Below are 12,836 nucleotides of genomic sequence, written 5' to 3'. Positions count from 1 at the left end.
CATTCTCCTTACGTCGTCGTCCCGGTGGTTCCGTCCGTGCCGTCCGTTCCGCCCGGTCCCGCCGGCGGCAGCGGGCCGCCACCGGCGCGCGTCGCCTTCGCTGAGCGCCGCAGGGCCTTCGCCGCCTCGGACTCCTCCTTCATGAGGTCCTTGGTCTCCCGCAGGTCGCCGATCGCGGCTCGCCAGATGCGGGCGCGCGGATCGGAGTCCACCAGGATCGCCCGGCCGAGCAGGGTCAGCGGGATGGCGAGGATCGCGCCGATCGCGCCGAGCACGACGGCCCAGAGCAGCACAGAGAAGAAGGTGAGCGTCTGGCTGAGCGCCACCGCGTTCCCGACCACCTTCGGCTGCACCACCGACTGGACGACGGCGTTGACGACCCCGTAGATGACGATGATCGCGATGACGGTGCCCCAGCCGCCGATGAGGTAGCCGAATACGAGGGGCGGCACGAGCGCGAGGAAGTAGCCGACGTTCGGGATGAAACTGCACAGGAACGACAGGATCGCCCAGAGCAGCGCGGCCGGCACTCCCAGGATCCACAGGGCGATGCCGTTGATGACACCCTGCACGATCCCGAGCAGCGTCGTGACGACCATGTACCGGCGGACGCTGTGGGCGAAGCCGGTCATCGCGTAGACGAGGTTCGGCTTGGTCGGCTGCAACTCGCGCAGCAGGGTCGGAGTATAGGCAGCGTCTGCGGGCATCAGGATGAGCATGGTCAGCACGATCACGCCGAACGTGATCACCCCGAACGCGCCACCGAGCAGGCCGCTGAAGAAGTTCAGCAGCTTGGTCGGGTCGAAGCCCTGCGTCACCGCCTGGAGGTCCTGCGGGCTGATACCGATGCTCGAGAGCCAGTGCGCGAACTGCTGCCCGAGCTGCTGGAACTGTTCTTTGTACTGCGGCAGCATCGCGACGAACTGGGCCATTGCGATGATGAGGAGAGCGGCGAAGCCGGCCAGCAGCGCGAATGTTGTCAGAGCGACGGCGCCGGTCGCGACCCCGCTCGGCGTGCCATGCCGCTCCAGCCAGACGCGCACCGGCTGCGCGCAGATGACGAGCACCAGCGCCAGCAGCGTCGGGGCGAGGATGCCGGCGATGGCATGCATCCCGATCAGGATGACGACGCCGCCGGCCAGGCCGAGCAGGATGCGGACGCCGCGGCCGTTGGCGGTCTCCGCCTCCTGGTCGGTGTCTGGGCCGTTCGGCGGCTCCGCCTCCGGCGTCCGCGTGCGGCGGCGGAACGGCCAGATCCCGCTAGCGGCGGCCATGATCGCTTCCCGCGGCCGGTGTCTGGAGTGCCATGATGGCCTCCCGGTTGGTGTCGAAGAACCGCACCCCGTCGAGCAGCTCCAGGTGCTGGAGCCGGTCGCGGATGCCGGGTCGCACGCGGCTGAGGGCGAGGTCGCCCCCGTGCGCGGCGAGGAAGGTCTGGACGGCCTCCCACGATTCGGCGCCGGTCACGTCGACGTCGGTGACGGCCTCCATGTCGAGGACGACGTGGCGGGCGCCGGTGTCGCGGACCGCGCGCTCCACGGCCTTCTCGAAGGAGGTCGAGTTGGCGAAGAACAGCGGAGCGGCCAGCCGGACGACGACCACTCCCGGCACGGTCGGCTCGCCCGCGGGCGCAGCCTCCAGGAGCGAGTGCCGCGGGTCGCCGTCGGCGGCGAGGGTGTCGATCGGCGGGTTGGCCGCGCGGCGGGTGACGTTGACGACGGCGAGGACGAAAGCGATCACGATACCGGCGATCGGCCCGACGAACACGGCGCCGAGGAAGCAGGCGGCGCCGATCGCGAACTCGAACCGGTCGAGCCGCCAGAGCCGGATGAAGTCGGGGATGCCGAGCAGCGGGACGACCGCGACGGCGACGATCGTGCCGATGGCGGGTGAGGGGATGTCCGCCAGCAGGGCGGTGCCGAAGATCAGCAGGAGCAGTGTGCCGAGCGCGGTCACCAGGGTCGGGAGCTGGGTGCGCGAGCCGCTCTGGTCCATCGCGGCCGTGCGTGAGGTGGACGAGCCGACCGTGAAGCCGCCGCTGACCCCCGCGGCGATGTTCGCGGCTCCGAACGCGAAGAGGTCGCGGTCGGGACGGGTCGGGTAGTTCCGCTTCTCACCGTAGGAGCGGGAGACGAGCAGGCCCTCACCCATCGTGACGACCGTGAGGGCGATCGCGGAGGGGATGAGGGCGAGCCACTGGCCCCACTCGATGACCGGCCAGGTGAACGTCGGAGGCCCGGCCTCCACCGGGCCGAGCACGGCGACGCCGTCCCGCTCCGCTCCGGTGAGCAGGACCACGACGGTCGCCACGATGAGGACGAGGAGCGCCCACGGCACAGCACCGGCGAGTCGGCGGCCGACGAGGAGCACGATGAGCGAGCCGAGCGAGATGAGCACGGACCAGACGTTGAGGGTCGGCAGGCCGGTGATCAGGCCGCTCAGCTTGTCGACGAACTCGCCGCCGGAGTCGATCTTGACCCCGAGCATCTTGGCGACCTGCGACACCAAGATGTCGAGCGCCAGCCCGCCGACGAAGCCGATCAGGATCGGCTTGGACAGGAAGTTGGCGAGGAAACCGAGCTTGAAGACGGAGCACAGCACGAAGAGCACGCCGCAGATCATCGCCTGCGCGAGAGCGAGGGTGATGTAGTCCTGATGGCCCGCGACGGCGAGGCCGCCGAGTGAGGACGCTACGAGGGCCGCCGCGGCGGCGTCGGGCGACGCGACCAGCTGCCGCGAGGAGACGGTGAGGGCGTAGACCACGGCGGGCACCACGAGCGCGTACAGCCCGGCGGTGGCCGGGAGGCCGGCGATCTGCGCGTAGCCGATGTTCAGCGGGATGGCGATCGCCAGCAGGGTGACGCCGGCGAGCACCTCTCGGACGGCGTTCTTCGCGGTGAGGCCCGCGAGCGGCCGGATGCGGGTGTGCGACGGCGCCGGAGTCCGGGAGGACTCCGGCGCCGTGGCGGTCGGGTCGGTCACGTCGGTCACCGATCCCGTTCGATCACGCCGTGGGCGCTGCCGGCGGCGGGGTCGGCGCGGACGGGGCGGCGGGAGCGGCGGCCGCCGGGGCGGCGTGGGCGCCGGCTGCGGCCTGGTGGCCGAGCGCGACGCTCTTCAGGTGCGCGAACTCCTCCGGGGTGATGGTGCCGGCGTCGAGGAGGGCCTTCGCCTTCGCGATCTCGTCGGACGGGCTGGCCGTCGCCACCTGGCGGATGTAGGCGTCGGTGCTCTGCTGCACCTGGCGCGCCTCCTTCTGGCTGCGCTCCGCCATCCCCGGCCCGCGGGCGATCAGGTAGACCAGCGCGGTGAGGAACGGCACGAAGATCAGGAAGATGATCCAGAGCGCCTTCCACCAGCCGTTGAGCTTGTGGTCGCGGAACAGGTCGCTGATGATCGCGAACAGCGCGAACAGGTACGCGATGAAAGCGAAGCTCCAGAAGAACAGCCAGATGATGTTCCAGAAGTTGTTCCAGAAATCCATGTCGTTTTACCTTTCCCCCTGGGCTCGGGGCCGAGCCTGGATGTGGGCTGAGAGTAACGCCGCGGGGGTTCGGGCGTCTAGAGGGCGTTGGGGTGGGGTGGAGGTGAAAATAGTGGTGAATGTTATTAACACTTAGGGAGTTAAACGTAAATAACGATTAGCCTTATGCTCATGTCCGGAATCGGCGCCTGGCCCACCCTCACGCGCGAGCAGTTCGCGTGGCGTTCGCGCTACAGCCGGGAACACCTGACCCAGCGGCAGTGGGAGGCCAGCCGAGGGCCGTACGACGCCGCGGTCGCCCCGCCGATCGCCGAGCTCGACGTCCCGGTCGGCGCCGCCGTCGCGGCCGACGCTGCGGAGGCGGCCGGTCTGCTCACCCGCTTCGACACCGAGTTCGGGCTGTCCGTCCTCCCCTTCGCGTCGATCCTCCTCCGCAGCGAGTCCGCATCGTCCTCGCAGATCGAGAACCTGACCAGCGGCGCCCGGGCGATCGCGGAGACCGAGCTCGGCGAGCGCGACACCGGCAACGCGCCGCTGATCGTGCGCAACGTCCACGCCATGCAGGCGGCGCTGGAGCTCTCCGACGCCCTCGACGGCGGCGGCATCATCGCGATGCACGCCGCCCTGCTGGAGGACCACGCCCCCGAGCTGACCGGAGGCTACCGGCGCGAGCAGGTCTGGATCGGCGGCTCGGGCGTGAGCCCGCACGGCGCCGCGTTCGTCCCTCCGCACCACGAACGCGTGCCCGCCGCGATGGGGGACCTGGTCGCTTTCATGGGCCGCTGGGACATTCCAGCGCTCGTCCACGCCGCCGTCGCGCACGCTCAGTTCGAGACCATCCACCCGTTCCCGGACGGCAACGGCCGCACAGGGCGAGCTATCGTCCAGGCGATGCTCCGGCGGTCGCGCACGACGTCGACAGTCGTGGTCCCGGTGTCCGCCGGGCTCCTCCACGACGTGGACGGTTACTACGACGCCCTCACCGCGTACCGCGCGGGCGACCTCGATCCGATCGTCCGCGCCTTCACGGAGGCGGCTGCGTTCGCGGTGCGCACCGGTCGGGAGCTCGCGACCTCGATCGCTGAGCTCCGCGCGCGCTGGGAGGACGCGCTGATCGGACTGCGTTCCGACAGCTCCGCGCGGCGGGTCGCCGTACTCGCCCTCGAACAGCCCGTGCTCAACGCGGCGGTCGTCGAGGCGAGGCTCGGGCTCTCGGCCCCCGGAACCTACCGAGCGTTCGAGGCCCTGGTGGATCGCGGCGTCCTCCGCCCCGCGAACTCGCGCAAGCGCAACCGGCTCTGGATCGCGGACGACATGATCCAGGCGCTCGACGACTTCGCCGACCGCGCGGCCCGCCGCTCGGTGCGGTAGCGAACCGGTCTAGACGCTCCCGACCTCACCTCATTAACGTGTGCCCCACATCGAGGGGACGGACACATGACCGGGGAATTCAACGGAACCATCAAACTCGACATCCGCGACAGCGTGCCGGACTGGACGCCGTACCTGGAGGCGGCAGCTCCGGAGGGCGCGCCCAACGTGCTCGTGATCCTGTACGACGACACCGGCCTCGCCGCCTGGTCGCCGTACGGCGGCCGCATCCAGATGCCGACGCTCGACCGGCTCGCGGCCGGCGGCCTGATCTACAGCAACTGGCACACCGTCGCGCTGTGCTCGCCGACGCGGTCCACGTTCCTGACCGGGCGCAACCACCACCAGAACGGCTTCGCCACCATCTCGGAGTCGGCCGTCGGCTTCCCCGGCTACAACGGGCACATCCCGCTCTCCAACGCCTCCATCGCGACCGTGCTGCGCGACGCCGGCTGGGCGACCTCGTGGGTGGGCAAGAACCACAACGTGCCCGTCGACCAGATCTCCAGCGGCTCCTCGCGCAAGGCGTGGCCGCTCGCGCTCGGGTTCGACCGGTTCTACGGGTTCATCGGCGGCGAGACCAACCAGTGGTACCCCGACCTCGCCGAGGACAACCGCTACGTCGACCAGCCCTACCTGCCGGAGGACGGCTACCACCTGTCGAAGGACCTGGCCGACCACGCCATCCAGATCATCCGCGACGTCAAGCAGTCCGAGCCGGGCAAGCCGTTCTACATGTGGTTCTGCCCCGGAGCCAACCATGCGCCGCACCACGCCCCGCAGGAGTACATCGACAAGTACAAGGGCATGTTCGACGACGGCTACGAGGCCTACCGCGAGTGGGTGCTGCCGCGCATGATCGAGCGCGGCATCCTCCCGGAGGGCACCGAGCTGACACCGATGAACCCGATGACGCCCGGCACGTTCGACGAGGGCGACTCCGTGCGGCCGTGGAGCGACCTCAGCGCCGACGAGAAGCGGCTGTTCTCCCGGATGGCCGAGGTGTACGCGGGCTACTCGGAGTACACGGACGTGCAGATCGGTCGGATCGTGGACTACCTGGAGGAGTCCGGCCAGCTGGACAACACCCTCATCGTCTACGCGGCCGACAACGGCGCGTCGGGGGAGGGCACGCCGAACGGCGAGGTCAACGAGAACACTTACTTCTCGGCGTACCCGTCGAGCCTGGAGCAGAACCTGGCGGCCATCGACAAGCTCGGCTCGCCCGACACCTACAACCACTACCCGACCGGCTGGGCGTTCGCGTTCTCCACGCCGTTCCGGATGTTCAAGCGCTACTCGTACGCGGGAGGCACGGCCGACCCGCTGATCGTGCACTGGCCGAAGGGGATCGCGGCGCGCGGGGAGGTGCGGTCGCAGTACCACCACTGCACCGACATCGTTCCGACCATCCTGGAGGCCTGCGGCGTGACGATGCCGGACGTCGTCGCCGGCGCCGAGCAGACTCCGCTGCCGGGCGTCGCGATGAACTACTCGTTCGACGCCGCCGACACCCCGACGAAGAAGACCGTGCAGTACTACGAGATGCTCGGCACCCGCGGGCTGTACCACGACGGCTGGAAGATCGTCGCCGAGCACGGCCCCGTGCCGATCGGCCTCGGCAAGTTCGATCAGGACCGCTGGCAGCTCTTCCACGTCGCCGAGGACCGGTCGGAGGCTGTCGACCTCGCCGAACAGCATCCCGACAAGGTCGAGGAGCTGAAGGCGCTCTGGCTGGAGGAGGCGAAGAAGTACGACGTGCTGCCGCTGAACGACCTCGGCATCGCGGACTTCATCAAGCTCGAGTACCACAAGCCCGTCCCCGCGGACGGCCGGTTCACTTACTATCCGGGTACGACCGAGGTGCAGGAGGCCTCCGCCGCCCGCACGCAGGGCGTCTCGTACAAGATCCTCGCCGAGGTGGACTTCACCGGCAGCAGCGAGGGCGTCATCGTCGCGCAGGGCTCGCGGTTCGGCGGCTACTCGCTGTTCGTGAAGAACGGCGAGCTGGTCTGGGTGTCGAACTTCCTCGGCATCCCGCCGGACCAGCGGCTCGCCGCTCCCGCGCCCACCGAGGGGCGCCACATCGTCGGCGTCGACTTCGAGAAGGAGGGTCACGGCGAGCACGGCGAGGCGCTCGGCACGGCGACGCTCTACATCGACGAGGAGGCCGTCGCCTCCGGCCCGCAGCGCACTCAGCTGGGCCGCTACGCGCTCACCGGCGAGGGGCTGTCGGTCGGCTACGACAGCGGCGACGCGGTCACGCCCGAGTACGGGTCGGTCACCTTCCCGTTCACCGGCGGCGAGATCCACAAGGTCGTCTACGACGTGGCCGGCGACGTGTACCTCGACCTGGAGCACGAATTCGGCGCCCGGCTCGCCAGCGACTGAGGACGCGATGACCACCGCGCCCCCGGTCGCCCGGCGGCCGTGGCTGCTGCCCACCCTGGCGGGCTACCGCCGGGAGTGGCTCGGCCGCGACATCCTCGCCGGGGTCTCGGCCGGCGCGGTGGTCGTCCCGCAGGCGATGGCGTACGCGACCATCGCGAACCTGCCGGTGGAGGCCGGCCTCTACACGGCCACGGTGCCGATGGCCGTCTACGCATTCCTGGGCGGGTCGCGGGCGATGAGCGTGTCCACGACCTCCACCATCGCGACGCTCACCGCGACCACCTTCGTCTCGGCGGGGGTCGTCGCGAACTCGCACGCGATCCCGCGCGACCTGGTGACGCTGACCCTGCTGGTCGGCGCCGCGCTGCTGCTGGCGCGGCTGCTGCGGCTGGGCACGCTGGTCGAGATCATCAACAAGCCGACGCTGCTCGGCATCCAGATCGGCGTCGGCGCGACGGTGGCGGTCGGTCAGCTCCCGAAGCTGCTGGGGGAGACGGACGCGCCGACCGGCAACGGGTTCATCCACAGCGTCAACGCGGTGATCGCCGCCGTCCCGCACGCGAATCCCGTCACGACCGTGCTCTCGGTGCTGTCGGTGGCCGCGCTGTTCCTGTTCAAGCGGTTCCTGCCGCGGGTGCCCGGTCCGCTGATCGTGGTGGCTGCCGGGATCCTGCTCGTCGCGTTCGGCGGCCTCCGGTCGGCCGGGGTCGCGCTCATCACGCCGGTCACGCAGGCCTTCCCGCTACCCGTGCTGCCGAGCCTCGACCACGTCTTCCAGCTGATCCCCGGCGCGCTGGCGATCGCGGTCATGGCGTTCCTGGAGTCGGCGGCCGTCGCGCGCGGCATCCGCGAACTGGAGGACCCGCGGATCGACAGCAACCGCGAACTGTTCGCGACCGCCATGGCGAACCTGATCGGCGGCTGGTTCCAGACGCTGCCGGCGGCGGGAGGCTTCTCGCAGAGCGCGGTGAACAAGTCGGCGGGCGCCCGCTCCCAGCTCGCCGCGCTCGTCACCGTGGTTCTGGCGCTGCTGATCGGCCTGTTCCTCGGCCCGGTGATCAGCCTCCTGCCGCAGGCGACCCTCGCGGCTCTGGTCTTCGTGGCGGTGTTCGGGCTGATCGACGTGAAGGATCTGGTGCTGCTCTGGCGCGTCAGCCGCCGAGACTTCGCCGTCGCGATGGCCACGGCGGTCATCGGCCTCACCGCCGGGCTGCTGGCGGCGGTCGGCGTCGGAGTGCTGTTCACCCTCGTGCTCGTGCTGGCGGCGTTGAACAAGCCACGAGTCCGCCTCGACGAGTCCGCGGGCGGCCGGCTCTCGGTCAGCCTGCTCGGCCCGCTCTACACGGCCAACGTGCTCGCGACCGAGCAGACGATCCTCGACGCCGTTGACGCCGCGCGCGCCGAGGGAGAGGTCACCGAGCTCACCCTCGACTGCTCCCCGCTCCAGGACATCTCGGTCACCGTCATCCTCGCCCTGCAGAACCTCGACCAGGAGCTCGCCGGGCGCGGCGTGCAGCTCCGCGTGCGCGGCCTCCCCTCCGCCGCGCACGCGGTCGCCGCGCGCACGAAGTGGTTCCAGGGACTGGAGGCCGAGGGGCGGGTCGCGGACTAGGCCGCGCGGCGGTCACGCCTCGGCCCACTCCAGCACCCGCAGGGCCCGCAGCGTGTTCCAGCGGCTCGGCTCACCGACGGTCTCCATGCTCAGCAGTGCCCGCCCGGAGTGCTCGTGGTCGAGCAGCCAGCGCCCGTCGGGCTGCATGCGCGACGACACGACGGACACGGCCTCCGTCACGCGATCGTCCGCCGGCACTCCGGCCTCCCGCAGGTGGTCGAGCCCGCGCAGCAGGTCGAACGACCAGTAGTACGGGAACGAGAACCGCAGCCAGCTCTCCTTGATGATCGAGTCGTCGCTCAGACGGCGCATTAGGCCGCGCGCCAGGAGGTAGTCGTGGCCGCGGTCGATGGCCGAGGCCACGTCGGTGGGGCCGCCGGCGTCCCGGTAGGCGGTCAGGCCCTCCAGTGCGCAGATCGTGCTGTGGAACGAGCCGGGGTCCTGCCGGGTCTGCGCGTAGCAGTTCCAGCCGCCGTCATCCTGCTGCTCGTTCAGCAGCCGCTCGACGATCAGCTCGCTGGGGTGCCCGAAGCGTGCGCCGGCGACGAGCACGCGGCCGTTGATGCACGGCTCCACCTCGCCGTCGAAGAACGGATGGTTCCACCACTCCTCGCCCCAGTCGACCCGGCGCACGACGCGGTCGACGGCGACGCTCGTGCGCGGGCCGTCCGCCGGCGCGCCCAGCACCGCCAGCAGCAGCATGGCGTCGTCCACGCCGACCCGGTCGCGCTGCGTCCAGACGCCCTCGCCCCAGGTGCCGTCCTCTCGCTGGAGGTCGAGCAGGCGGGCGCCCCAGCCCTCGGTCTCCACGTTCGCGCGTTCGGCGGCGACCGCGTCGTCCGGTTCGTGCAGCAGGTCGCGGCGCACCTGCCAGCGGATCGCGGGGTCGCCGTCGAGAAGCCAGCCGATGACATCCACGGCGCACAGGCTACCCGGCGGACGACGGCGTGCCCAGTACCGCCGGCTTCTCCGCGGCCTCCGTCAGTTGCTCTGGCAGGCCGCCGGCGCGACCGCGGGCGGCAGGACGTTCTGCGAGCACACCGTCGTGCGGTCCCGCCACTGCCAGGCGCCGTCCACCCACTGGAAGACCGCGGTCGTCTGGGACTCGGGATGGTTGACGCCGGCCGCCGCCCAGCCGGCGCTGCACGCCAGGTCGGAGCCGATCGTCCCGGGGAGCCCCGCCGCGACGAGCGCACGCTGGAGCGCGGCGGCGGTGCAGTCGGGCGTCCCGCCCGAGCCGCCGGCGCTGGGCGCGGTGGTCGGCGCGGGCGTCGCCGTGGGCGTGGAGGTCGTCCCCGGCGACGCCGCCGCCGCCACGCTTCCGTAGGCGAGCGCGCCGAGCGGCCCGTCGATGCGGCCGGCGGTCGTCCAGGAGATTCCGTCTTCGCTCGCGCTCACGCGCGTCGTGTTGAAAGCGTGCCCCTGGTTCATGAGCTCCGAGTCCTCGCTGCCGAGGAGCCATCGCCCGGCGCCGGACGCCAAGGCGTGCGGAAGCTGCTGCTTCAGCGCCGCGGGACTGGACGTCGTCCACGCTCCTGCTCCGGCGCCCGCGTTGATCAGCGTGTCCTGGAGCGGCGGGTCGAACGAGGCCGGGTCCGCCGGATAGGTGGTGGACGCCGCCATGCGCCAGCCGTCGTCCGCGCCGTATGCGACGATCCCGTCGGTCTGCTGCGCGATCCCGGCGCCGCTCGTGGTCCAGGCGGTCCCGTCGCTGCTCTGGTAGACGTTGACGGGCGAGTTCTGCACGTAGATCGCATTGGCCGTCGCGACCCAGTGCCCGTCGCCGTAGGCGATCGACCAGAACCCGTCCGATCCCGGGGTGTCGACGGTGGTGGTCTTCGTCCAGGTCGCGCCGTCCGTGCTCGCATACACGTCGGCGTGGCCGCTCGGCTCCGAGAGTCCCAGCGAATCGCTGTACCCGTCGGAGGGATCGCCGACCGCGAGCCAGCCTCCCCGTCCGAAGCCGACGCCGCGGAGACGGCCGGTCACCGTGGTCGCGACCGTCCACGTGCTCAGGTCGGGCGAGGTGAGGATCTCCGAGTGGATCGTCGCCTGGTCGTCGGACGCTGCGACCGCGACCCAGCGCCCGTCGCCCCACGCCAGCCCCATGATCAGCTCGTGCGGGACCGTCGCCCGCTGTGTCCAGGCCGTGCCGTCCGCACTGGTCCACAGCACCGACTGGTCGGCGATGCCGGCGCCGGCCGATGAGGTCAGGCTCGCGGCCGCCCAGACGGCCGCGGCGGCGCCGAGCGGCTGCGCATAGACCTGGCCGCTCGCGCGGTCGACGAGTTGGAGGCTTCCACTCGCCGTCCCGCCGTGCACCAGCATCACGCCGCCTGCCGTGTAGCCCGGCCACACCGCACCCGTGGTGGGCGCCGACGGCACGGACACCACGCTCGGTTCGGTCAGCGGGTTGCCGCAGTTGCACTTGACGCGGGGGAGGCCGGCGCTGTCGACCATCACCGCGGTGCCGGCCTGCAGGATCGCGGGGAAGGAGGTCGCCGCGCCCGCGTGGTAGCCGTGGTTCTGCACGAGCGTGTCGCTGTTGAGGATAACCGGTGTGAGGCCGGCGACGTAGTGCTCGATCGTCGCCGGGGCGATGCCGAGCACATGCGCCCACGCAGCGGCCTTCGCCGGTGCGTCCTGGAGGAAGCGGACGAGGCGCTGCGCGTCGCAGACCTGCGCGTTCCCGCTGCCTCCGTAGAGCCCGGGGGCGGTGCCCTCGGCGACGGGCGTGCTCGTGCCGCCGGCCTTCGGGAGGGTGGCGCGCAGCTGCTCGGTCTTCCGGGTGACGGTCGCCGAGGCGGCGGGCGCGGTCTCCGTCTGGGCGGAGTCGGTGAACGGGTTCGGGCCCGGCTTGTCGGCCGGCACGAGCGTCAGCGCGGCGGCCGGGGCCGAGCGGCCGATGGCGATGCCGGCGACCACGGCTGCGGCGACGACGGCCACGACGACGACGATCGCGGCGGCGAGCCACCACCGCCGTCGGCTGCGCGACCCCGGACCGTGTCCGTCTGGTTCGGACGGAGTCCGGGGGACGGCGTCCTTCGACATGAAGGTGAGGATAGCTCAGATCAGAACGGGTGGGGAGGCCTTCACGCGAACGACTGCGTGCCGACCACGCCCAGCAGCGCCAGCTTCTCCGCCGCCTCCGTGCGCGGCGCGGCGGTCAGCACGAGCAGGCACTGCGACTGGTCCTCGGTGAAGAGCGCCTGGCAGTCCAGCTCGATCGCGCCCAGCTCCGGGTGGAGGAGCGTCTTGTGGTCCTCGAACCGGCGGGCGACCTCGTGCCGCTCCCACAGCGCGGCGAACTCGGGGCTCCGCTCCAGCAGCGCCCGCACGAGCTCGCCGGCGCGCGACTGCGGGCCGAGCGCGCCGTACGCGTCGCGGAGGGAGGCCACCTGGGCGCGGCTCTGCCGGTCGCGGTCGGCCTCCGGGTACATCGCACGCGCGGTCTCCGGGTCGGTGAACCAGCGGTAGAACTCGCTGCGGTCGAGCCCCGTGTAGTGCGAGCGATCGCCGAGCAGCGCCACGGCCAGCCGGTTCTGCAGGAGGGTCTCGCCGACGTTCGACAGCACCAGAGCGGGGGTGTCGTCGAGCCGGTCGAGCACGCGCTGGAGGGCGGGAGGGACGTGCGCGCCGCCCATCCGGTCGGGGGTGTTGTGGCCGGCGACGCGGTACAGGTAGTCGCGCTCGTCGGCCGACAGCCGTAGTGCGCGGGCGAGCGAGGCGAGCATCTGGTCGCTCGGCTGCGGGCCGCGGCGCTGCTCCAGCCGCGTGTAGTAGTCGTTCGACATCGCCGCGAGCATGGCGACCTCCTCGCGGCGGAGGCCGGGGGCGCGGCGGCGGGCGCCGGAGGGCAGGCCGACGTCCTCCGGGCGCAGCGCCTCACGGCGGCGGCGGAGGAAGTCGGCGAGCGCGGTGCGATCCATCCCACCATCATCCGACGTCGGGCGCGCCCGAGCCAGGGATCGCGGATCC

The 12,836-nt window shown here is 71.3% G+C and carries 9 protein-coding genes; 3 read left to right on the top strand and 6 right to left on the bottom strand.

Features of this window, described 5'->3' with window-relative positions:
* Positions 1-8: 8 nt before the first annotated feature.
* From F1C12_RS06945 to F1C12_RS06935, 3 genes are read right to left on the bottom strand one after another with little or no spacing between them, the layout of a single operon-like run.
* Entirely contained in the window at positions 9-1,274 is a 1,266-nt protein-coding gene (locus F1C12_RS06945) for an AI-2E family transporter (protein WP_185278057.1), read from the bottom strand.
* Positions 1,261-2,991 (bottom strand): SulP family inorganic anion transporter, encoded by a 1,731-nt coding sequence (locus tag F1C12_RS06940; protein ID WP_258046156.1) that lies wholly within the window; start codon positions 2,989-2,991, stop codon positions 1,261-1,263. Before F1C12_RS06940 ends, F1C12_RS06945 begins: the two co-directional genes overlap by 14 nt.
* Positions 2,992-3,004: 13 nt before the next feature.
* Positions 3,005-3,484 (bottom strand): SHOCT domain-containing protein, encoded by a 480-nt coding sequence (locus F1C12_RS06935; protein ID WP_185278056.1) that lies wholly within the window; start codon positions 3,482-3,484, stop codon positions 3,005-3,007.
* A 171-nt stretch (positions 3,485-3,655) separates the two neighbouring features.
* Between F1C12_RS06935 and F1C12_RS06930 the strand changes: the two genes are divergently transcribed.
* The 3 genes from F1C12_RS06930 to F1C12_RS06920 all read left to right on the top strand — a co-directional run bounded on the left by F1C12_RS06930 (position 3,656) and on the right by F1C12_RS06920 (position 8,858).
* Positions 3,656-4,855 carry a Fic family protein gene (locus tag F1C12_RS06930; RefSeq protein ID WP_258046155.1) on the top strand — a complete coding sequence of 400 codons (1,200 nt, stop codon included), beginning with the start codon at positions 3,656-3,658 and terminating at the stop codon, positions 4,853-4,855.
* Positions 4,856-4,921: 66 nt separating this feature from the next.
* On the top strand, positions 4,922-7,246 hold the full coding sequence (locus F1C12_RS06925; protein ID WP_185278054.1) for an arylsulfatase: 2,325 nt from the start codon (positions 4,922-4,924) through the stop codon (positions 7,244-7,246).
* A gap of 7 nt (positions 7,247-7,253) precedes the next feature.
* Positions 7,254-8,858, top strand: a complete 1,605-nt coding sequence (locus F1C12_RS06920; protein ID WP_185278053.1) for a SulP family inorganic anion transporter — start codon at positions 7,254-7,256, stop codon at positions 8,856-8,858.
* 12 nt (positions 8,859-8,870) lie between these two features.
* On the opposite strand, the gene F1C12_RS06915 is transcribed toward F1C12_RS06920, so the two are convergent.
* From F1C12_RS06915 to F1C12_RS06905, 3 genes are all read right to left on the bottom strand, one after another.
* The gene (locus F1C12_RS06915) at positions 8,871-9,776 is read right to left on the bottom strand and encodes a hypothetical protein (protein WP_185278052.1); all 906 of its coding nucleotides are present in this window, start codon (positions 9,774-9,776) and stop codon (positions 8,871-8,873) included.
* 63 nt (positions 9,777-9,839) lie between these two features.
* Complete coding sequence (locus F1C12_RS06910; RefSeq protein WP_185278051.1) at positions 9,840-11,909, bottom strand: DUF6777 domain-containing protein; 2,070 nt, start codon at positions 11,907-11,909, stop codon at positions 9,840-9,842.
* Positions 11,910-11,950: 41 nt separating this feature from the next.
* On the bottom strand, positions 11,951-12,787 hold the full coding sequence (locus tag F1C12_RS06905; RefSeq protein ID WP_185278050.1) for a helix-turn-helix transcriptional regulator: 837 nt from the start codon (positions 12,785-12,787) through the stop codon (positions 11,951-11,953).
* Positions 12,788-12,836: the final 49 nt, after the last annotated feature.

The organism is Leifsonia shinshuensis (assembly GCF_014217625.1).
In the GTDB taxonomy this organism is placed as follows: domain Bacteria; phylum Actinomycetota; class Actinomycetes; order Actinomycetales; family Microbacteriaceae; genus Leifsonia; species Leifsonia shinshuensis_A.
Note: the sequence above shows the minus strand (reverse complement) of the source record. Positions and strands in the feature narration are given on the sequence as shown.

What these genes read in the sequence shown, in the direction of transcription:
- F1C12_RS06930 (WP_258046155.1), top strand. Translation starts at nt 3,656, where the DNA reads ATGTCCGGAATCGGCGCCTGGCCCACCCTCACGCGCGAGCAGTTCGCG.
- F1C12_RS06925 (WP_185278054.1), top strand. Translation starts at nt 4,922, where the DNA reads ATGACCGGGGAATTCAACGGAACCATCAAACTCGACATCCGCGACAGC.
- F1C12_RS06920 (WP_185278053.1), top strand. Translation starts at nt 7,254, where the DNA reads ATGACCACCGCGCCCCCGGTCGCCCGGCGGCCGTGGCTGCTGCCCACC.
- F1C12_RS06935 (WP_185278056.1), bottom strand. Translation starts at nt 3,484, where the DNA reads ATGGATTTCTGGAACAACTTCTGGAACATCATCTGGCTGTTCTTCTGG.
- F1C12_RS06910 (WP_185278051.1), bottom strand. Translation starts at nt 11,909, where the DNA reads ATGTCGAAGGACGCCGTCCCCCGGACTCCGTCCGAACCAGACGGACAC.
- F1C12_RS06905 (WP_185278050.1), bottom strand. Translation starts at nt 12,787, where the DNA reads ATGGATCGCACCGCGCTCGCCGACTTCCTCCGCCGCCGCCGTGAGGCG.
- F1C12_RS06945 (WP_185278057.1), bottom strand. Translation starts at nt 1,274, where the DNA reads ATGGCCGCCGCTAGCGGGATCTGGCCGTTCCGCCGCCGCACGCGGACG.